Origin of the sequence: Marinagarivorans cellulosilyticus, from assembly GCF_021655555.1 — a bacterium.
GTDB lineage: Bacteria > Pseudomonadota > Gammaproteobacteria > Pseudomonadales > Cellvibrionaceae > Marinagarivorans > Marinagarivorans cellulosilyticus.
Window position 1 is genome coordinate 3193020 of the sequence record NZ_AP023086.1, and the last position, 21072, is coordinate 3214091.

At 47.4% G+C, this 21072-nt stretch carries 15 protein-coding genes; 8 read left to right on the forward strand and 7 right to left on the reverse strand.

Annotation, left to right across the window (positions count from 1 at the left end; translation table 11 throughout):
• The first annotated feature begins 3 nt into the window (after positions 1 to 3).
• Both MARGE09_RS12810 and olsF read left to right on the forward strand, forming a co-directional pair.
• Positions 4 to 1125: a hypothetical protein gene (locus MARGE09_RS12810; RefSeq protein WP_236982478.1), complete on the forward strand. Its 1122-nt coding sequence runs from the start codon at positions 4 to 6 to the stop codon at positions 1123 to 1125.
• A 252-nt stretch (positions 1126 to 1377) separates the two neighbouring features.
• Positions 1378 to 3093, forward strand: a complete 1716-nt coding sequence (gene olsF / locus MARGE09_RS12815) for a bifunctional ornithine lipid synthase OlsF (RefSeq protein ID WP_236982480.1) — start codon at positions 1378 to 1380, stop codon at positions 3091 to 3093.
• Between the two features lie 75 nt (positions 3094 to 3168).
• On the opposite strand, the gene MARGE09_RS12820 is transcribed toward olsF, so the two are convergent.
• From MARGE09_RS12820 to epmB, 3 genes are all read right to left on the reverse strand, one after another.
• Positions 3169 to 5268, reverse strand: a complete 2100-nt coding sequence (locus MARGE09_RS12820) for an EAL domain-containing response regulator (RefSeq protein WP_236982482.1) — start codon at positions 5266 to 5268, stop codon at positions 3169 to 3171.
• Positions 5269 to 5516: 248 nt separating this feature from the next.
• On the reverse strand, positions 5517 to 7211 hold the full coding sequence (locus MARGE09_RS12825; RefSeq protein WP_236982484.1) for a hypothetical protein: 1695 nt from the start codon (positions 7209 to 7211) through the stop codon (positions 5517 to 5519).
• 166 nt (positions 7212 to 7377) lie between these two features.
• A complete protein-coding gene (gene epmB / locus MARGE09_RS12830) occupies positions 7378 to 8385 on the reverse strand; it encodes an EF-P beta-lysylation protein EpmB (RefSeq protein WP_236982486.1) in 1008 nt (335 codons plus the stop codon).
• A 44-nt stretch (positions 8386 to 8429) separates the two neighbouring features.
• Here epmB and efp point away from each other — a divergent pair, with 44 nt between their 5' ends.
• From efp to MARGE09_RS12860, 6 genes are all read left to right on the forward strand, one after another.
• Complete coding sequence (efp, locus tag MARGE09_RS12835; RefSeq protein ID WP_236982488.1) at positions 8430 to 9002, forward strand: elongation factor P; 573 nt, start codon at positions 8430 to 8432, stop codon at positions 9000 to 9002.
• A gap of 100 nt (positions 9003 to 9102) precedes the next feature.
• On the forward strand, positions 9103 to 10023 hold the full coding sequence (gene epmA / locus MARGE09_RS12840) for an EF-P lysine aminoacylase EpmA (RefSeq protein WP_236982490.1): 921 nt from the start codon (positions 9103 to 9105) through the stop codon (positions 10021 to 10023).
• A gap of 533 nt (positions 10024 to 10556) precedes the next feature.
• The gene (locus MARGE09_RS12845) at positions 10557 to 11750 is read left to right on the forward strand and encodes a transposase (RefSeq protein WP_236982491.1); all 1194 of its coding nucleotides are present in this window, start codon (positions 10557 to 10559) and stop codon (positions 11748 to 11750) included.
• Between the two features lie 11 nt (positions 11751 to 11761).
• Positions 11762 to 14605: a DUF1588 domain-containing protein gene (locus MARGE09_RS12850; protein ID WP_236982492.1), complete on the forward strand. Its 2844-nt coding sequence runs from the start codon at positions 11762 to 11764 to the stop codon at positions 14603 to 14605.
• Between the two features lie 7 nt (positions 14606 to 14612).
• Entirely contained in the window at positions 14613 to 15956 is a 1344-nt protein-coding gene (locus tag MARGE09_RS12855; protein ID WP_236982127.1) for a DUF1552 domain-containing protein, read from the forward strand.
• 109 nt (positions 15957 to 16065) lie between these two features.
• A complete protein-coding gene (locus tag MARGE09_RS12860) occupies positions 16066 to 16551 on the forward strand; it encodes an FKBP-type peptidyl-prolyl cis-trans isomerase (protein WP_236982493.1) in 486 nt (161 codons plus the stop codon).
• 16 nt (positions 16552 to 16567) lie between these two features.
• On the opposite strand, the gene queF is transcribed toward MARGE09_RS12860, so the two are convergent.
• The 4 genes from queF to MARGE09_RS12880 form a co-directional block, all read right to left on the reverse strand.
• Entirely contained in the window at positions 16568 to 17398 is an 831-nt protein-coding gene (queF, locus tag MARGE09_RS12865) for an NADPH-dependent 7-cyano-7-deazaguanine reductase QueF (RefSeq protein ID WP_236982494.1), read from the reverse strand.
• 9 nt (positions 17399 to 17407) lie between these two features.
• Positions 17408 to 18181 (reverse strand): ABC transporter permease, encoded by a 774-nt coding sequence (locus tag MARGE09_RS12870; RefSeq protein WP_236982495.1) that lies wholly within the window; start codon positions 18179 to 18181, stop codon positions 17408 to 17410.
• Entirely contained in the window at positions 18178 to 19098 is a 921-nt protein-coding gene (locus MARGE09_RS12875; protein WP_236982496.1) for an ABC transporter ATP-binding protein, read from the reverse strand. Before MARGE09_RS12875 ends, MARGE09_RS12870 begins: the two co-directional genes overlap by 4 nt.
• A gap of 131 nt (positions 19099 to 19229) precedes the next feature.
• The gene (locus MARGE09_RS12880; protein WP_236982498.1) at positions 19230 to 21005 is read right to left on the reverse strand and encodes a hypothetical protein; all 1776 of its coding nucleotides are present in this window, start codon (positions 21003 to 21005) and stop codon (positions 19230 to 19232) included.
• Positions 21006 to 21072 lie beyond the last annotated feature (67 nt).

Here is a 21072-nt window from a genome sequence, read left to right on the forward strand (position 1 = left end):
ATTATGGGAATTAAAATTCACGGGCGGTATTTGCCGCCTTTATTTTGTGTGGCAATTGGTGCCGCAATAACTTTGCTGTTGGCCGCTGCCTTGTGGTGGTATCAAGGAGCTAAAGCACACCAACATTGGAGCGCTATTTATGGCGAAAATCTCGCATCAATGGCCGCCAAATCGGCTATTGATGCAACTTTAAATCACGACTTGGTGAGTTTGCAGGTTGTGCTGCAGGATGTGGCTCAAAGCCCTTATGTGATATTTGCGACCATTCATGATGTGGAAAACAATTTGCTTGTCCAGTCTGGCGATGCTGTGTCGCCTCACCAAATGGCTAGCGTGCTGTCCTATTCGGCCCCCATTGGCTTTCAGCAAAATGTAGCGGGTTACATTACAGTGCATATGAGGGCGCCTCTAGTGGGTGGGCTTATTGTGACGATCCTTATTATTGTGTCGGGTTTGTTGTGTATTGTTGCGGTGATGTCTATTTGGGAGGTGCGCGAATCAGTTTTTGAATACGAGCCTAATAGCAAAAAAATACCAGAGGAGCCGGATGATGATTGGCAGGAGGAAGGCGATGTATCGGCTTTGGATGAAGATCCAGCAGCAGACGCTTTTGTTGTGCGGGCTACAGCGCAAGCGGTTTTAGAGATTCACGATTATTCGCGGCTTATGCAAACTTTAAGTGCGGATTTGGCCTGCCAAATAAAGCACCAACTTTGCGAAACGGCAGAGCTGGCTTTGAGTTTATATGGAGGCCAGTGGGCACGAGCGCCGGAGCTTGCGAGCCAAGACGGCGCGCTAGTGGCGCTGTTTCCCAGTGCGCAATCGGAAGATGACGCCCTTCGCACGGCGGCTTTTTTCTCGGCGGTAGTAAAGGCGGCATTTGTTCCCGCTTGTGTGAAGGCTTCGGTCGATTCTATGATTGGCTTGCAAGACGAATTTAATGATTTAACGTCCCGGCCGGCCTCACCATTTGCGATGTATTTTTCGAGTGATGAGCACCGCCAGGCGTTGGCGAGACGTTTAAATATGGTGCCTTTGGATGGGCATTGGTGGCAATTAGAAAGCTTTGATATCGCTTACCAAAAGCTACTGGATAAGCAAGTTGAGCAACTGTTACTTAAGTAGCTTTAGTCGTAACTCTTCAGCAGCCTGTGAAATTGCGTGCTAATTGATCCTTTTCTCGGCCGCTCAAGCCATCCGTAGGGGCTATGCACGCGCTCCCTGAGCGTGAATGCCTAGAAAACAATCAATCAGCCCTCCGGGTGAGCACTACTTTTTATGGCTAAATGGTTACCTTTAGTCTTTGATTGCTGTCATCTAATGGTCAAATCTGCCGGTTACCCTTTAGGCTTCTTAAGCGGCTGTGGGTAAAAGGCAGTGTTAGATGTAGAGCAAACGGTAAATTCCCGATTTCCTTTATTCTTAGCGAATAAGCCTTCTGTCGTGCGCAAGTCGGCGCTGCGATTATTAAAAAGGATGGCCTACCAGAATAGCGTTAATGATTTTTTAGCTTCCAATATTGATAAGGGCGGTTTTGAATTTATTGATGCTGTTTTTGACTACTTCGATTTTAGTTACAGTGTATCGGCGCGTGATAAGGCTAATATTCCTGCCGAAGGGCGCGTGGTGATTGTTGCCAACCACCCCATTGGCACGCTGGATGGCTTAGCTTTGCTCAAATTGATAGGGGAGGTGAGGTCGGATGTAAAGGTCTTGGCTAATGATGTGTTAGCCAGCATTGATGCTCTAGCTGAATTAATTATCCCGCTAGATAATATGGCCGGTGGTAGTGCTCTTCTGTCGTATAAAAACGTACAAGCCGCATTATCCCAAGAGCAGGCAGTCATTGTTTTTCCTTCGGGTGAAGTGAGCCGGGCGCGACCTTCTGGGGTGAAAGATGGTGCTTGGAAGTCTGGCTTTTTACACTTTTCGCGCAAAGCGTGTGCGCCTATTTTACCGGTTTATATTGGCGCCAAAAATTCATTATTGTTCTACAGTGCTTCGATGCTATTTAAGCCATTTGGCACAGCATTGCTACCGCGCGAAATGTTTAACAAGCGCTCGCAAACCATTAAATTTAAAGTGGGCGCACTTATATCGCCTGCCGCGTTGTCGACAGATAAATTACGCGATAAAGCTTTAGTTAAGCGCTTGCGTAAATATATTTATAACGTTGGAAAAAATAAGTCCACCCCTTTTCAGACGCTAAAAACCATTGCTCACCCTGAGTCACGAGAGTGCCTGCAAAATGAATTAAAAGCCTGTGAACTGCTAGGTGAAACACGCGACGGAAACCGTATTTACTTGGTCGACTACCGGCCTAATTCTGCTGTTATGCGCGAAATTGGGCGCCTTAGGGAAGTCGCTTTTCGGCGCGTAGGCGAGGGAACAGGTAATAAGCGTGACGTTGATAAATTCGATGTTATTTATCGTCATCTCGTATTGTGGGATCGAGAAAACTTGCAAATTGCAGGTGCTTATCGCATAGGCGAGGGCGCGAAAATTTTGGCGTCAAAAGGGGAGTGCGGCTTCTATACGCGCTCGCTTTACACCTTTAAGCCTGAATTTAAGCCTTATTTAGCCGATGCAATTGAGTTAGGTCGTAGTTTTGTAAGTCCAAATTATTGGGGCAAGGCGAGCCTTGATTATTTATGGCAAGGCATAGGCGCTTACTTGGCCCGTTATCCTGCGCGTTACATTGTTGGGCCTGTGAGTATGAGTGCGGATTACCCTCGCGAGCTTATGGATATGCTGGTGTATTTTTATCGCACTTATTATGCATTTAAGGATACGCTAGCGACGGCTAATGTACCTTATCAGTTGGCGCCAGAGTCACAGGCGTTATGTGAATCGCTGTTTTCAGGGAAGGACGCGGAGGCTGCGCTTGCCGTGATGCAAAGTGAATTTGTGCGCAAGGGGTATAAATTACCCGTGTTATTTAAGCAGTATATGTCGATATTTGAGGCTGGCGGTTTTGCTTCGTTAGTTTTTAGTATCGACCCTGACTTTGGTGATTGTCTTGATGGCTTGTGTATGGCTGATGTAACGCGGCTAAAGCAAGCAAAGCGTAAGCGTTATATTCCTGAACTTTGATATATGCGGGTTGCGGCAACTGTATTGTTGCTGTGACATGGTTACTGTGACATTGTTGCTGCAACCCGCTAGTGTTTAATTGTCGCTGTCGAACTCGTAATTCATGCTGTCGGTTGGGGCTTGTAAATAAAAGCCCTGAATGTAGTGAACGCCAGACTGCCAAAGTTTGGAAAGTACACTGGCATTTTCAACGAAGGGCACAATCGTCACTTTTTCTATGGTGTGAAGCTCTTTGATCAGCTCGCCAAAGCGCGCAGTATTTCCTTCTTGCAGCTCTTGTGTGTAGGTGCCGTCTATCTTGATGTATTTTGCAGGCACATGCTGCAGCGCATTAAGAGGGTTAACGCCACAGCCAAAGCGGCTAATGCAAACAGCAGCGCCTAGGTCGGTGAGTTTCTCGCTCAGTGTTTTCGCCTGCGTAATATGGTCATTAACTTCGGGCTCACCCATTTGAAAAACAAGGCTGTCGCTGGGCAATTTGGCAGCCTTAAACGCAATCGCTAGCCATTCGGGAAGGGTGTTGTCTTTGATGGACGCATTGCTTAGGTTGATAATTAAGCGGGTATTGTGGCCATTGGCGCGGTGCGAGGTGAGTGTTTTTAATGCCTCTAAAATAACCCAGCGATCAATTTTGGCGGTTATGCCAATGCTGTCGGCCACTTCCAAAAATTCATCCGGTGTTATTTCGTTGCCCTTGCTATCTAGCATGCGCATAAGTACTTCGTAATGCTCTTGCGTTGAGCCGCGCAAGCTAAGAATGGGCTGGAATAACAGTTTGAAGCGGCCATTATCGAGTGCTTTTTGAATTAAGCGCTCTAAATCTTTATCGCTGCGGGCGGTGGCTTCGCCTTCTTCTTGTGGTGGTTCGTAAAGCTCGGCAAGTTTGCTGTCATTTTGCCGCGCAAGTTCACCAGCCTTAAGGGCGTGCATAATGGGCGTATCTGGCGTTGTTGTGGTTTCGCTAAACAGGCCTGCACCCACGAAAAACTGAAACTGCAAGCTTGAGCCGTCAATATCGACGTAGTACTCGCGCAAGCGAGCGCAAATAGTTTCGGCTATTTCCAGTGCGGCATTGGCTTGTGTGTTGGCAACCAAAACAAGAAAACCATTTCCGCTAAACTGGCAAGCTACTGAGCCTTCGGGGCACAGTGTTTTTAAATAGTTGCCAATGTTTTTCAGTACGCGATCTGCGGCTAGGGCGCCAACCTTTTGTACCACTGTGGGCAAAAACTGGTCGATTTCAATATGGATAACCGCGCCGGTTTGTTCGTTTTCGGCGGCGACATCGAGCGAGCGGTAAAGCTTCTCCACAAAGCTATTGCGATCCAGCAGGTTGCTGTTGTTGGTTGTTGAATCAGGGCTTTTGCTGGTGCTTGGCGCGCTGCTTTCGCTTGCTTGGCTTTTGCCTACGCCGGGCACTAATAATTGTACGCAGGTTTCGTCGTCGTAGCTGGCAAGGCTGATATCTACGTTAATTGTTTTGCTTTGGCCATCTTCGCTGAGTACTTTAAAGGCAAGTACTTGTGTGTCTAGCATGTTGCCTTTGGTGGCAACATCCTTGAGAAAGTCCCTGAGTGTTTCTTGGTCGCTAGGGTCGATGACATCGATGATGGGCGTACACTCTAGATCGTCTCTATCGGCGTAACCCAGTAGCTGGGCAAAACTGTCGTTGGTGTATAAGAACATGCCGTCTTCTACGAACGCGATAGCGTCTTTTGAGCTATCTAATAATTGTTGGTTGCGGCGTTCAACATCTTTGAGTTTGCGCTGAGCGTATCGGCTTTGGCTTCGGTATTCGCGGTTTTCTAGTTCACGCGTGATGACTTGCAGCAAGTGTTGATCTTCATCGACCAGTAGTACATCGGACGCGCCTTTTTTAAGGCCATCAACAATGGCTAGGCTGCCTTCTTCATCCGTAAGGAGCACCATGGGGACATCTTTATTGAGCTTTCTAATTTGCTTAAGTGCGGTTTCTGGTGTGAGGTTGGTGGTATCCACATGCCCAATAAGGAGGTCCCAGCTGCGTTCTTGCAATACCTTAATAAGCGCTTCTTCGCTTTCTACATGTTGTGCATCAGGGGTTTTACCTGCATTGGTTAGCATGCTGGCAAGGCGATTAGCCTCGTCGCGCGAGTCATTCAAAATTAATAAACGAATTGGAGTGTTGGCGTTCATACCGCTCTACTTTAATTGGTTTCTGGCTTAGCTAATGCTATAAGCCACTTGTGACTTTGAGTGTTTTTGTCTTGTTGTCTGTAAATTGTTCGATGCAGTTTACAGTTTAGCTCTACTTGTGGTGCGGGTACTCAATAGTACACGCTGCACGAAATGGCACAGAGTGTACTCAATTGCAGGCCGGCAGACCAGTGTTGTATCAAAGCCCGCGCACCAAAGTGCTTTTAGTTTGGCTTGTTTCTAGGTTGTTAAAGTTTGTGTTGAGCTTGGCCTGGAGTTTGGCTGTCGTTGATATCTTGTAGATTAAAGGCTTTGACCTTGCCTGTGGTGAGCTGGCTGGTGGTGAGTTTGGCGAGCGCGGGCTTAGCTGAGCTATCGAGCTTGAGCTTAATCTTGGTGTTTTCACTAAAGAGTATGTTGGCGGTGAGTAGCCCGGAGCCTTTTTGAGGCGGCTGATTGGGGAATGTGAAGGCGCGCATAAAGTCGGAGTAGCCGCCATCGTCGTAATTACACGATGCCGCTACAGCCTGTGCTTTGGTGCTGACAAGCTGAACCCCAATTAACGAATGGCTTTTAAGTTTTCGGATCCAGCGAATAACACCGAGGCTCCAGTCGCGTTTTGCGTGCTCGCGTATAGCAATAACATCACCTGCATCAATGCGAACGGGCTGAACGCCCTCCCATTGCAAACAATAGCCCTCTTTACTGATGTTTTGTGTTGTAACGCGCAGTGGTGCAACGGTACTTGTGGCGCCGTTGTTCGATGTGCTTTTGGCGCTGGCGGCAGGGGTAAGGGCGCTAAGGAGATTAGATAGCCCGCTAGGCTTTTTGTTTTTATCGACACGGGTTTGTTCGCCAAGGAATTCATTAAAGTTATCAAAGCCGCTGAGTTTGCTGTGACACTGTTGAAAGCCTACAACAATTTCGGCGGTGTGTTCGCTGCTGTGCCGGTTGCTTGTCCTGGCAATGTTTCTGCCCCACGCATTTTCGAGGTGCAGTGTTGTTGGTGAGCTAATTTCGGGTGGTATGGTAATTTCGAGGCCGTGTCCAATAACATTGGCCTCGCCTTCGAGTAAGTTGGCCAATTGTTGGGTTAGCATTGTGAAATCAATGTGCAGTAACCGGCCTGTTTCGGGCGGCGCTTTGCGCTCGGTCAGCATGGGTGGGTTGTTAGAATCAAGATCGATCCAGAACGTTGTTGGCGTCGGCGAAAATTTAAGCGTCTGAGCCCACAATTCGAGCGCGTTAAAGGTATGGCTCATATCAATTTGAGTTAATTGATTAAGGCGGGCGCCTGCGAGCGCTACCATGCGCAGGTAGCAGTGCGACGGTGTTGCAGAGTTAAGGCCAGAAAAGCGCGGTTTAACAAGTAGTTGCCCAATCTCTAGGTGTTCCGCAACTTGTATTAATGCATTGGCATAACGCCAGATAACAGGAGACGCTTGGCTATAGAGCTGTTGGTTTCGAAGCTGCATTAGTGCCAAGCATTGCAGCGCATTGAATGTGGCCTCTGCCGCGACAGCTTGCTGTGCTGCCTTTAGCTTTTTTTCTGCGCATAAGTTCTGCAGTACTAGTAGATAGCCGGTCGCGAGGCTTTTAAGAATGGTTTGGCCTAAAACCGCCGCCTTTTGTGCGTTTTGCGGCAAGGCGAGGGGCTGGTTTAAAAAGGCCTTCCCCAGCGACAGTGTGCAGGGGTAGGCAACCAGAAATAAGCTGTCTAGCATGGTTTTGCGTTCAGTGGCTAGCGTTTTAAGGCGTAGCACTTGTGGGATGGCTTGGTATAAATGGCCACAGGTCTGAACGGTTTGTGTCGTTTTTAGGTTATCAACCCACTCAGTGACGCGGTTAGATTTGTTACTTGCGCAAAAGGCCAGTAATTCAATGTCTTGCGCGGGTAGCTCAAGAGCCTTGAATAGTGGTTGCACGTCTATCTCGTGGGTCATTTAATAAGCTGCCTTAATTAGTCTTTCTTCTTTTTGCTGTTGGCAAAAGGCCATGTTCTAACTTTTTGTGATTCCATTCCGTATCGGCAAAACACTTTTTTATGTATGCGTAAAGTGTGTTGTGCTGATTTTGAGAAGTGGGCCATTATAGCGATATCTGTTCTGACTAAAAGATGCTTGTTTTATTGGGTTTGTGAGGTATTTCTCGTACCAGTTTTGGAACGAGAAACCCCGGTAACGCTGCTTGCATCTCTTGATGTATAGCTACCGCGCGCTTTTCGGGCAAATCGAAGTGCGCTGCACCTTTTACTTTGTCCATTAAATGTAGATAGTAGGGTAAGGCGCCTGCGTCAAATAGTTGTTCGCTTAATTCAACCAAAGTGTCGCTTGTATCGTTAATACCTGCCAGTAATACAGATTGGTTGAGTAGTGTGATGCCGGCTTGTTTGATCTTGCACAGCGCTTCGCGTACGTCGTCGTCAATTTCGTTGGGGTGATTGCAATGAATAACCACGATAGGATTAAGCCGGCTGCTAGTGAGTTTGTTAATGAATGCTGTGGTTATACGCTGCGGCAATACAATGGGCAGCCGGCTATGGAAGCGAATACGTGTGATGTGTGAGATACCTTCAATTTGATCGATAAGCCAATTGAGCTGGCTATCACCAAGCACTAAGGGGTCGCCGCCGCTAAGAATAACCTCGTTAATCGTCGTGTTTTGGCGTATGTAATCAAGAGACTCAAGCCATTGTGTGCGGCTGGGGTTATTACTTTGGTAGTCGAAGTTACGGCGGAAGCAATAGCGGCAATTGATGGCGCATTGGCCGGCGGCAATTAATAACACGCGGCCGTGGTATTTATGGATAACACCCTGGGTCGGGTTGTGCTGGTGCTCGGCTAGTGGGTCGTCAGAGTAGCCGTCAATTTCTTTGTTTTCTGCCTGTACGGGTAGAATCTGCAACAGTAGTGGGTCGTTAAGATCCCCTTTTTGCATGCGGGCAAGAAAAGGGCGTGTGACGCGTACGCTAAAAAGTGCCTCCCCTTTATAAGCGCTAGCGAGATGCTCTACAGGCAGTTCCAGTGCTTCAAAAAGTGCTTTTGGGCAAGTTATTAGGTTTTTTAGCTCATCTTGCCAGCTGGGGGTATACGCAGCCTGCTGTGTTCGGGGTATCATACGCGCCTTTTTATTTGTGCAACGAATCCGGAAGAGGAAGTGAAATGGCGGACTATTCTACCAACGAATTTCGCAGCGGGCTGAAAGTTATGCTTGATGGCGACCCATGCTCAATAGTGGAGAACGAATTTGTAAAACCGGGCAAGGGGCAGGCGTTTAACCGTGTTCGCTTGCGTAACTTGCGTTCCGGCCGCGTGTGGGAGCGTACCTTTAAGTCGGGGGAGAAGCTAGAAGCCGCTGATGTAATGGATCAAGATATGGAGTATCTCTATAACGATGGTGAGTTCTTCCACTTTATGGACCCGCAAAGTTTTGAGCAAGTGCAAGCCGACCTAACAGCTGTTGGCGATACGGCTAAGTGGTTAAAAGAGCAAGATGTGTGCGTTGTGACATTGTTTAACGGTGCCCCTTTAGCTGTTGCTGCGCCGAACCATGTTGAATTGGAAATTGCAGAAACAGATCCTGGTTTAAAAGGTGATACAGCCCAGGGTGGTACTAAGCCTGCCACTTTAACAACGGGTGCTGTTGTTAAAGTTCCCTTATTTTTAACCACGGGTGAAGTGATTAAAGTCGATACGCGTACGGGTGAATACTTGGGGCGCGCAAACGCTAAGTAAGTGTTTTTTTACGGCGCGTTAAAGGCCAGGTTTCCCTGGCCTTTTTTGTGGCTGCTGTTTGTGATGCAAAAGTTTTGGTCAATCAATTAGGTGTTAAAAGATGGGCGATGTTGTAAGGCGCTTGCAAGCTAGGGCACAGTTGCTTCGAAAAGTACGCGATTACTTTTTTCGGCATCAAGTGATGGAAGTGGATGTGCCCGCGTTGTCGCAATACACCGTGACAGATCTTCACTTACAAGGCTTATCGGTCATGGTGAATGGTGCACAGCACTATTTGCAGACATCGCCAGAGTTTTATATGAAGCGTTTGTTGGCCCAAAGTAGTGGCAGCATTTATAGTATGGCGAAAGCCTATAGGGCCGATGAAGCAGGAAAAAAGCACCAGCCAGAATTCACAATGCTTGAATGGTATCGGCTAGGCTTTGACGACACAGCATTGATGGCAGACCTTGAATCGCTGTTGCAATATTTAGGTTGCAATAGTGTTGTTGAGCGCGTTGCCTATCGCGATATTTTTTTGCGTTATACCGGAATTAATCCAGCTCTTGCGAGTATCGATGAGTTAGCGCGCTACGCTAAAGAAAATTTAGCGATAACGTGGGGCGACGACTCTATAAGCACATGGCTTGATGTTATTTTTAGTTTCTGCATAGAGCCCCATTTGCAGCCCTTAACGATTGTCTATGATTTTCCTGCATCGCAGTGTGCATTGGCTAAATTGGATATTAACGATCACGGCGAAAAAGTCGCGAAGCGTTTCGAGCTTTATTGGCAAGGAATCGAGCTTGCCAATGGTTACTGGGAATTGACCTGTCCCGTCGAGCAAAAGCGGCGCTTTGAAGACGATAATCGTGCGCGTGAAAAAAGAGGGTTAGCTAAGATTCCTATAGACCCTCATTTAATGTCGGCATTAGAGGCTGGCTTACCTGAATGCGCAGGAATAGCTCTTGGGATAGACAGATTGTTAATGTGTCTTCAAGCGGTTGACGATATCCGCGACGTCTCGATATTCAGTTTGTGAAATTAGTGTTTTTATTAAAAAACGCATTGTCACTAATTTTTAATAATGTGTTTTCGACTATAACCATAGCGTCTTTTTTCATTCTTTTAATTCGTTGTTGACGTATTACGTCCTTTTTGTGCGCTTAGCGTAATATTTAAAATATGTCTCAATTTCTACGATTATATTAATACGCCTTGCATCACATTTTTTTAAGACATGTCAATATTAAGCTGTGGTGCCAGTGCTTCGCTGCTAGCTTAGTTAAAAGTAGTGTGTCGTAATGTTCGTGTTTTATGTATGCGTTGTGGTGTTGATATTAGCGGCCATAAAAATATTTTCTTGTGAGGTTTGCATGGCATTAATAAATAGAACCGCCTTTTTACTGTGTATCTCTTTACAACACTTCGGACAGTTTTAGGCACCCAAATAGGCCCAAAGTGGTCATGTAGGGTCGGCAGGAAGGGTATAGAATTTTGCTATGTTATTAGGTGTCATGGATAAATTTTGAGATAATTTGGTTTCTGACATCAAACAACCCACAAGATTTACCCATGACAGACCTAGTAAACACTATTTTCAGTTTAATGCCTAGTATCAATAAGCCTCAACGTGTATTTATGACTGGCCTGCTTGCCACATTGGTTGTATTTCACGGTCGAGCGACTTTCAGAAATATGAGTCGCTATAGCGACATGAGTGAGAAGCGATTCGCGCGTTGGTATCGACGTGATTTTCCGTTTGCGCAATTCAACACAGAGCTTCTCTTGCATTCATTGGGGCGGTCGCAGGAAAATATTGCAGCCATTGACGCTAGCTTCATGAAAAAGTCAGGTAAAAAGACAGAGGGGCTAGGCTGGTTTTATAACGGTGCGCAAGGTGCTAGTGAGCGAGGACTAGAAACGTCACTCATTAGCGCAGTGAATATTAAAAGTCATACGGCTTACTCGATTGATGCGCGGCAAACCATCGATACAGAAGGTAAAACACGCACTGATCTTTATGCTGATCATGCTGCCGATATGGCAGATGAATTGAAGCGTTTAGAGATTCAGTATCTAGCCGCTGATTCTTTTTATAGCAAGTATAAATTTGTGAACAGCGTTGTGAATTCAGGGCTGCACATGATCGGCAAGCTACGAGTCGATGCAAATTTAAAATGGCTTTATCAGGGAGAATACTCGGGCTGCGGGCGGCCCAAACAATACGAAGGGAAAATCAATTTTGAAAATGATCTATCGCGCTTTCAGTACATTGGATTCTATGAAAATAACACTGAAATATACAGCGCCATCGCGTATAGCGTTTCATTGAAGCGTGAGGTACGTGTAGTGCTTCTTCGATCGTCGGATTCAGCTGTATCGACAAGAGCGATATTGTTCTCGACAGATAAAAATTTAGACGCACTGACAGTATTGACGTATTACAGGGCTCGATTTCAAATAGAATTTTTATTCAGAGATGCTAAACAATACACCGGCTTGACACATTGCCAATCACGCCGTTCGGAGGCCATCAATAATCAGGTCAATGCATCATTAACGGCTCTCAATCTATTAAAAATTGAGGATAGAGATAAAAAACAAACGGCTGAGAAAACGGTCATATCGATAGCGAGCTGGAAGCGACGAAAGTCCAACCAGCATCTGCTCTCAAGAGTTTTTGAGAGGTTAGGTGTAAACCTGAAATCGATTAAAGTCTGTAATGTGTACGAGGAGCTGAGTGATTACGGGCTTATTGCCTCATAAAACTGTCTACAGTGTTGTCTTTATTGCTTTATGCTTGCGGTGGTGTAGGTATAGAAAGCGCCTCTTCAGATCGTCAAGTAAATTCTTCCAGCAGTATTGCGTCAGGAAATTCAATAGAAGGCGATGCCCCAGATGCGACTGCGCCAACTGTTGATGCCGTTGCAGCATTAAAAATTATTGAAGAGCATTGCACCAATTGCCATTTTGGATTGCATAAAAAATGGCAAGAATACGATAGTGATGAAGCTTGGCGTTTAGCTCAGGCGCGTAGCGGTGAAGGCTATATTAATCAGCTGAACCCAGAGAACTCTTTATTATTACGACGAATGAAGTATTACGGTGGTGAAGATGCTGATATGCCACTCGATAATGCAGCGCAAACTAAAGCTTTTACGCGTGATGATTACAACACCGTGTTCGCTTGGGTTAAATCATTGGGTAAAAAACAACCTGAGGTGATTACTGATGGTTCTGTTTCTATTGACCATTTTTCGTTAAATGAAAATGGAGCTGAATTAACCTTGGCATGTGATAGTGGCGATCAGCTGCAATTGCATTTACGTAATCCCGCCGAAATAGAACTAACAACAGTAAATGCCTTTTCGGGAATCGCTTCGCGACAAAGTGGCGTTGATTTTGTTGGTGCTACTGATATCGCAACAGTACTTGATGATGGAACTTTTTTACTGGCTGGCGAAGGTATCGATTTTTGGCAAGACAGCATTTTTTTCAACGCCCTAGCAATGCCGATTGAAGATGGCGCCTTAGATTTAACCTTGGATGTCCTTTCTGTTAATGGAATCGAGCACGATTTTGCCAAGGTGGGCTTATTGGTTACTGATGGTGATGATTTGTCGGGGCAAATGGTGTTTATTCATTGGTCTGGTCGCCAAGGCTTAGCGGAAGATAGTGGTGTAGGTGTATTGAATGGCTATCGCCGTATTGTGGCAAACCCCGTTGAAGGCGGGGTGACACCAACACCTGCGCGCTTGCGGGTTGCCTACGAGAACGACACCTTAAAAATAGGCGGCTGCTATGATTGCGAGACGCCAGCGGTGGGCCTCCCCAAAACACTCAACTTTGAGCCTAAGCAGGTTTACATTGTGGCCTCCTCGCATACCGAAGGCATGATTCAAGCGCGCTTGGGCTTGATGGATGCGTATTCTGACGAGGGGAAATACGCCAAGATTCACGAAGAATCGGTGACTTGTGTGGACGGCACGGCCAATGTCACGATTGCCGCTAGCGGGTTAGACGATCTTGAGCGTTTACACGTCGAGTTTTACCGCGGCGACAGCCTTGTAGCGGCGTCTTCGGTAGTGAAAGAGTTTTCTGAAATGGCGAGTTGTGAGCTGCAAGATGAGCTATTAGAGCCCAAGCTGCGCCGGTTGTCGCAAACGCAAATTAAAAACTCAATCGTCGATATTTTCGGCGATCGTTTTGCTGCCGATATTTGGCCTGATATGGAAGATGGCGCTAAGCTGATTGGCATGAATAACACCGCCGACCGCTTAAATGTTAACAACCTTAATATGGAGCGCTTGCTCGAGACCTCGAAGGCTGTGGCAAGTACCGCGCTAGCCTCTGAGCCTACTGTGCTGGCGTGTGCGCAAGCGGCGAACGATGCGTGCGTATTGGATGTTGTTCAAACTTACGGTAAGCGCTTGTGGCGCCGGCCGTTGTCGACTGCCGAGGTCACGGAGTTCACCGCGGCACTGGCAGATATTGCCGACAACGAAAGCCAATTAGAGTTTGCCATTAATGCATTATTTATGAGTGCCAACTTCCTGTTTCGCAGCGAGATTGGGGTGCTTGAAAATAATGCGCAAGCACTCACGAACTACGAAATTGTCAGCATATTATCTTACGCGGTATTAAATACTACGCCGGACGACACCTTGTTGGCATTGGCCGATAAAGCCTCACCACTGACTGTGCAAGAACTGCAGCAGCAAGTCACGCGGTTGCTTGATGATGATCGCGCCAGTGCGGCCATGATGGAAGTGTACAAAGATTACCTCAAATTAGACTTGGTGCTTTCACGGCCTAAAGATGACAGCTTTAACTTTACCGAAACCGTCAGGGCAGATGTTTTAGCCAGTGCCGAGCAAATGTTAATTGATAACATTGCCAGTGGTGCCAGCGTGGTGGGTGTCTTTGGGGGGAGTGACTATTACCTTAACAGCAATATCGACTACCTCTTTAATGCCGATGTTGAGTATGCCGCGCTAGCAAAAACCACATTGGATGCGACTGAGCGTAGCGGGGTATTGAATCACCCAGCCTTTTTGTCCGTGCACTCAACATTGGCAAAATCCGGTATTGTGAAGCGTGGCGTCTTTGCCTTAGAGCAATTACTGTGTCAGGAATTACCCGATCCACCTGATGATGTTATGCCTGTTCCCGTGCCCGATGGCATTGATGTGCTATTAACCTCAGAGCGCAACTTACTGCAAATGACACACAGCGCCCAGGCGGCGTGTATCAGCTGCCACCAAGTCATCGATCCAGCAGGCTTTGGATTTGAAAACTTCGATTCTATTGGCCGTTATCGCACGGTTGAAAAAGACGTTGTTGCAATTGACGCATCGGGCGTGCTCGATAATGTGGGCGAGCATGTCTTGATGTACAGCACCAGTGCGGAATATTCCGAAGCCTTAATGGCGTCACCGCAAATGAGCGGGTGTGTGTCGCGCCGCTTCCTGGAAAACTTTTTAGGGCAAGATCTCGAGCGCAACGCCTGTGAGCTGGAAAAATACCAGCACCACTTGGGTGAAGGTGACGGCAGCGTAAGCGCGCTGTTAAATACATTGATTCAGCTCGAAAGTTTCGGCAAGCGCAAGCAAGGTCAATAGGTGATTTATGAACAAGACACAAAAGACAGTTAGCCGCCGCAATTTAATTAAAGGCTTGGGTGTTGTGGGTTTGTTACCTATGACCAAAGTCAATCAGCTCTTGGCGGCTACTTCAGAGGCGCCGCTAAGGGTACTGTTTGTTGCTTTGCAGCATGGTTGGGGGACGAGTAATCGCCCGATGACGGTCGAGGGTGAAGATTTTGCCTTTCCAGACGGCTTAGACCCTTTTAATAGTATTAAAAGTCAGTGTACCGTTGTTGATGGCCTCATGGGGCTTGGTGAGTGGGGCAATAATCATGACCTGTCCTACGCCGATATTTTAACCGGTGGAGTGCCTTATGGTGTGACGAGCTCAGCGTTTGATGGCCATATGCCCTTATCGGTGACCCCGTCTATCGATTATTTGCTGGAACAAAAAAGCGGCTTGCCAGCGTACCGTTTTTCGGCCGGGTACCGTTCTTGGGGTGTGCAATACCATCCGCTCAGCTTTGATCACAACTCGACAATCTTGCCGTTTTACACAACGGCCATTTCTGCTTACGACAGCCTATTTAAAAACTTAACCGATGCTGAGTTAAGCGGTGAGAGCGTACAAAGCCAAGAGGCTGAAATGCTGTCGAAAGTTTTTCAGTTTGTACGGGCGCCTGCGCAGCGACAGTTAGATTCAGTCCCGCTGGCCGAAAAAGATAAACTTGAGCGCTACCTATTAGCCGTAGAGCACTTGGAAAGTAAAAACGAAACAGCGGCAGGCTATAGCGGTTCAGAGCGTTTAAGTGCAATGCCGGTTAAGGGGCAAAGCAGGCTAGAGGACCTAGACCATTACCTTGATATGATGAAAGTCGCATTCGCCAACGGCCTGACAACCACTGGGGTTGTTGGTATTGGCGATATCCACAGTATTACAGACTTTCATCACACCCACGCGCATGCGGTGACGGATACTTGGTGGGATACGCGTCGAGAATTTTCACAATCGATCGTAAATTTCGCGAATGCGCTGGATCAGATCACAGACTTTGATGGCAGCAGCTTGCTGGATAACACATTAATAGTGATGACTGGAGAGGTGGGTGATGGTAAGCACAACCTCATTAATAAAGGGCATTTGATGGTCGGTGGCGGTAACCATTTAAATGTAGGGCGTGTCATAAAGCCAGAAAGGCTGGGTAAAACCGAGGCGAGAGCCTTGCTGCGTGAAGATGCCAATGGCGCCCTGCAGCCCCAGTTGCGGTGGAGTACTACGGCGAGTAGTCGTACCAATGCGGATTTATTTCGTGACATAGGCAACTTGGCGGGCTTGAACTTAAGTGAATTTGGTTTGCCTTCGCAAAATCGTGGTGATGTGCTGTAGGGTGGGGTGCCTTTTTTACATTGCAATAAATCGGTTTATGGCTTTTCTATATTCGCCCCTATGAAAAACAATCGTTATACTCTGCGCTTTTTAACGATGTAGGTTTTTCATGAAAATTGCACAAGATACTGTAGCCACTATTAGTTATCAACTGAGCGAGGACGGTGGCGCTTTGCTAGAGCAAAGCGACGAAGGCATTCCAATGGCTTATCTTCATGGCCATAAAAATATTTTGGCGGGTTTAGAAGAGGCGTTAGAAGGGCACGAAGAAGGTGACGAGGTTTCTGTGACTTTAGCGCCAGAGCAAGCCTATGGCGCTGTTCAGCCCAATGCTGTGCAAAAAGTCCCAGTCAAGCATTTGGTGGGTAAATATAAGCGCCTGCTGCCAGGCATGTTAGTTAAAGTGAATACCGAACGTGGAACGCGAGATGCCCGCATTGTAAAAGCTGGTAAATTTATGGTCCAGATCGATACTAATCACCCCTTTGCGGGCAAGACGCTAACGTTTAATGTTGTTGTGCGCGATGTGCGAGAGGCAACGCCTGAAGAGATGTCTCATGGTCACGCGCATGGTTTGGGCGGGCATCACCACTAAAAAGCGCTAAGCGCGGTTATTGCCGCGCTGCTTTTACTGCTGGTGGTTGTTGCGTATGGCTGCAGCGGAAGGGGTTAATGTCCAACCCGCCGCGGCGCGTGTAGCGCGCATAAATCCAGAGTGATGTAGGTTTTAGTGCTTGCCAAATATCGCAGTACATTTGCTCTACGCAATTTTCGTGAAAATCTTGATGCCCCCGGTAGCTCACTATATAGGCTAAAAAGCTTTCTTCGTGCAGCTGCGCCCCTTCAATTTCAAGCCATACACTCGCCCAGTCTGGTTGGCCTGTCACCGGGCAATTACTTTTGAGTAAATGACTGTTTAAGCGCTGGGAAAGGTTTTTGTCGACGCAAGCTGGCTGCGCAATTAATAAGTTTTGAGACGGCGTATAGCAGGGCGAGGCCAAAGCTAAATCGTCTACGCAGGTAAAGTGCGTTAACTGAGTAGGTGGGTGTTGGTAGTCGTTTACGGCGGTAATGCTAATGCCCACTTCGCCGCCGGCGGCAAGTGATAAATCGTGTTTTAATTTTTGTGCAAGCTCATCGTCATTGAGCGGTGTTTGATTAAATGAGTTTAAATAGTATTTAAACGATTTAGATTCAATAATGTGGCTGCTATTAGCAGGAAAGCTAAACTCGGCAATAGCCACACGGGGTTTGCCGGTAAGATCTAACCAGGAAAGCTCGTATCCTGTCCATATGTCTACGCCATTAAATGTATTGACGGCAAGGTGCTGCCGGCAAATGTCACGCGCAATAGGCTGCAATAAGGCTGGGTTGTATTGGTCTTGATACGCCTGTTGCTTGCCTAACCCAAGCTCAAGGCCAAAGCGGTTGTTGTTTGTCATTGCATAATCCTATTGTCTTAAGCGTTGGCTTTTCTCAAGTAAATACCAACACGCAGCGTATAAAATAATAACGGTAAATATAAGGCCGGAAAGGGCCGCGGCAATGTTTATGTCGCTAATGCCTAGCATGCCGTAGCGAAAGCTATTCACTAAATACAGTATCGGGTTGAATTGTGAAAGCACTTGGCCAAATGTGGGGAGCATATCGATAGAGTAAAATACACCGCCCAAATAGGTGAGGGGGGTCAGTATAAACGTTGGAATAATATTAATATCATCAAAACTATTGGCGAAAGTGGCGTTGATAAAACCTGCAAGCGCAAACAATATAGCCGCGAGTACAATCACGCTAAGAGTGATGGCAATACTGTGAAGGTGAATGTCGGTAAAAAAGAATGACAACGCCGTGACTAATAAACCAATAATTAATCCGCGCAGCGCACCACCGGCAACATAGCCGGCAATAATTACGCTGCTAGGGGTAGGGCTGACCTGCAGTTCTTCAATACTGCGATTCAACTTAGCACTAAAAAAAGAAGAAACCACATTGGCGTAGCTATTGTTAATAACAGCCATCATCACAAGGCCCGGTACGACAAATGCGATATAGGGTGTGCCGCTCATTTCGCCAATGCGCTCACCAATTAATTTGCCAAAAATAATAAAATAAAGGCTCATGGTAATAACAGGTGGCAATAGTGTTTGCACCCAAATGCGGGTGAAGCGCTTTACTTCTTTACGAACTAGCGTGACAAAGGCAACCCAAGTCTGTTGTGCGTTCATTTTACCCCCTTGTTGACCAAATTAACGAAAAGCTCTTCGAGCCGATTAGCTTTATTACGCATGCTCGATATTGTAATTTGGTGTGCGCTTAAGTGGTCGAAAACAGTATTCAGCGCTTGCCCTTTTTGAATAACTACTTCGAGCGTATGCGCGTCGACACGTGTAATGTCGTAACCGTTTAGTGCCGGAATAACAGCGGGTAAGGCGTTGCTGTCAAAAATAAACACTTCTTTATCCAAGCGTTTAAGTAGCTCTTTAGTGTTGGTGTTTTCAATAATATTACCGTTATTAATAATGGCGATATTGCGGCACAGTTGCTCTGCCTCCTCTAGGTAATGGGTGGTTAATATAATAGTTGTACCGGCTTGGTTAATGTGCTGTAAAAACTCCCACATAGAACGGCGCAGCTCAATATCTACTCCTGCTGTGGGTTCGTCGAGTACTAAAAGTTTTGGCTCGTGCACCAAGGCGCGGGCAATCATTAAGCGCCTTTTCATGCCGCCAGATAACATGCGCGCCGGGGTGTCGCGTTTATCCCAAAGTTCCAGTTGTTGGAGTAGCTCTTGTGTGCGGCGCGTGGCTTGCGTCTTGGGGATGCCGTAGTAACCGGCTTGATTAATCACAATGTCAGAAACCTTTTCGAACATGTGAAAGTTGAATTCTTGTGGCACCAAGCCTAGGTGTTGTTTGGCAGCGCTGAACTGGGTGTCTATGTCGCACCCAAAAATGGAAACCTGGCCAGCCGTTTTTTTTACGAGCGAGCTAATAATGCCAATCGTAGTGGATTTACCCGCGCCATTGGGGCCAAGTAGGGCAAAAAAATCGCCGGGCTGCACTGTTAGGTCGATACCCTTTAATGCGGTAAAGCTGTTGCTGTAGGTTTTTTGAAGGCCTGTAATGGCCAAAGCGGCAGTCATAAAAAACGCCTCAATCTCTTGCAGGTAGAATGAGGCGCTATGTTAGGGGAATGTGTGGCTAGGCACCACCTTAAAGGGGCAAATCCTCAGTGCCGGCGCCAATCAATAGAGTCGGCGCCGGCTGCGGCGGGCTAAAACTTGTAAGTGCCGATGCCTGGGAAGTTAACAAAGCCCTCTGGGCGATCTGGGAATTGGGTAAAGTAAGCCGCTGCAATGGGCGCAAGGTCAAAGCTTTGCTCGGTAGTGAAAACCGCTTCGCAGGCGTCGTTAGTGTCTTTTGTGAAAAAGTTTTCTGCCTGAACAACTAGCTCGCCAGATGCTTTAATACCAGCGGTGCTGGCATTAAAGTGAACCGCCTGTTGATTACAGCCAGAATAGCTTACTGTGGCCGTTAGAATATTGCCATCAATAGAGGCGCGCACCAGATTAGCTTCGAAGCCTGCAGCCTGTGGCATGTCTAGGCGAATAGGCTCTTGCTGGAAAGATACAAGGCCCTCTATGCCGTAGGTGTCGCAGCTACCTTCGAAGGTCGTCATTGCTAAAGCTGCGCCGGCAGCGCATGCATTGCCAAAGGTTTTGTACTCGTGGCTTTCGCAGGGCGATGTAATGCACACGGTGTTGGTGGCGTGTTTTGCACAAACCGGCATATAGACAGCGGGGCATGCAACACTTTGCCCGCCGACGAGTTCACCTTCTAGTTTGCCGCATTCGCCATCAAATAAAACCGCCGATTTATCGGCCTCCGCATGGCAGCGGTTGCCGTAGGTCTTATAAACCTCGGTAGGGCATGGTGTGGTAACGCACTGGATGCCTGTATTAAACGCGGCACATACGGGGTTGTAGCGTTGATCGCAGGCTACAGGGCTGTCGTCCACAATGGGGAGCTTCACGTTATGCTCATCCAGTATTGTCGCAGTGGTGCCGTGCCGGTTAACCTCTATAACCAAAGGTTTTATGCGATTTTGTGTGTGAATGTGTAGCTCGCCAAGCTGGCAGTCGTAATGACCAGCCTCTCGAATATCGCCATAACCAAAAATCACGCTATTTGGGCTATCGTTAAAATCCAAAAAGGTTGGGCCTTCTAGCGGGCGAGCGTTCGGGTCGGGTGGTGTGCTGTAGCGGTTGCCGCTTACCCTGCCGCAGGCGCCACTGTCGTATTTTCTTTCGCTGTAGATGTAAGTTAGCGGCTCTGCGCCAACTGGGTTGAATTCAAAACTCTCAATGCCATTTTCAAAGGTCAGGATATGTTCAGAGATGTCGCCGCCATTCACGGTGATAATCATTTGTTCGTCACGGCAAACATAGCTACCCGCCATACCAAAATCAGATTGAAAAAGGTTTAATTCGCCATCTTCAAAGTGAATGCTCCAGTGTGCTTTATTGATGCCGTTTTGCGTGGCGCCACCTTCTTCAAGGGTCTCGGTATAATAGGTCTTGCCATTGATTTGCGCGCATAAGGTTTCTGGTGCGGGCGGCTGTATTGTGCCATCGCAATAACCTTGCTCGACTATTTCGGCCTGTTCGTCGCGTACGCCGCAGAAATCAGTGAAGCGGTATTCCACAGCACAATTGCCAAGGGGGCATTCACTGGCATCTGGGGTTATGGCAAAGCAGGTGGGTGCGGCACCCGGCGGTGGTTCGGGGCTATCGCAGATATCAACTACTGCATCTTCATCGGCGCAGGCGCCTTTGCCGTCTTGAACGGCGCCATCTGGAATAACGTCGCATTGGCTAAGGGTGTCGTAAACCCACTCACCAGGATTAGTTTTGACCATATAGCAGGTCGCGGGCATTGGTGTATCGCATTGCTCTGGGTTGGGCTCAATGGTAATGGTTGCGCCATCACAACCAACGAGCACAGCACTGATGCTCAGTGTTAATAAGCTTAAGGCATTACGGGTTTTCATGAGTTTCGCTCCTGCTATTTTTATGATCTGCAGCAAGCCTAGCGCGCGCGTACGAAAGCGTCTGTTA

What these genes read in the sequence shown, in the direction of transcription:
- MARGE09_RS12810 (WP_236982478.1), top strand. Translation starts at nt 4, where the DNA reads ATGGGAATTAAAATTCACGGGCGGTATTTGCCGCCTTTATTTTGTGTG.
- MARGE09_RS12820 (WP_236982482.1), bottom strand. Translation starts at nt 5,268, where the DNA reads ATGAACGCCAACACTCCAATTCGTTTATTAATTTTGAATGACTCGCGC.
- MARGE09_RS12825 (WP_236982484.1), bottom strand. Translation starts at nt 7,211, where the DNA reads ATGACCCACGAGATAGACGTGCAACCACTATTCAAGGCTCTTGAGCTA.
- epmB (WP_236982486.1), bottom strand. Translation starts at nt 8,385, where the DNA reads ATGATACCCCGAACACAGCAGGCTGCGTATACCCCCAGCTGGCAAGAT.
- efp (WP_236982488.1), top strand. Translation starts at nt 8,430, where the DNA reads ATGGCGGACTATTCTACCAACGAATTTCGCAGCGGGCTGAAAGTTATG.
- epmA (WP_236982490.1), top strand. Translation starts at nt 9,103, where the DNA reads ATGGGCGATGTTGTAAGGCGCTTGCAAGCTAGGGCACAGTTGCTTCGA.
- MARGE09_RS12845 (WP_236982491.1), top strand. Translation starts at nt 10,557, where the DNA reads ATGACAGACCTAGTAAACACTATTTTCAGTTTAATGCCTAGTATCAAT.
- MARGE09_RS12855 (WP_236982127.1), top strand. Translation starts at nt 14,613, where the DNA reads ATGAACAAGACACAAAAGACAGTTAGCCGCCGCAATTTAATTAAAGGC.
- MARGE09_RS12860 (WP_236982493.1), top strand. Translation starts at nt 16,066, where the DNA reads ATGAAAATTGCACAAGATACTGTAGCCACTATTAGTTATCAACTGAGC.
- queF (WP_236982494.1), bottom strand. Translation starts at nt 17,398, where the DNA reads ATGACAAACAACAACCGCTTTGGCCTTGAGCTTGGGTTAGGCAAGCAA.
- MARGE09_RS12870 (WP_236982495.1), bottom strand. Translation starts at nt 18,181, where the DNA reads ATGAACGCACAACAGACTTGGGTTGCCTTTGTCACGCTAGTTCGTAAA.
- MARGE09_RS12875 (WP_236982496.1), bottom strand. Translation starts at nt 19,098, where the DNA reads ATGACTGCCGCTTTGGCCATTACAGGCCTTCAAAAAACCTACAGCAAC.
- MARGE09_RS12880 (WP_236982498.1), bottom strand. Translation starts at nt 21,005, where the DNA reads ATGAAAACCCGTAATGCCTTAAGCTTATTAACACTGAGCATCAGTGCT.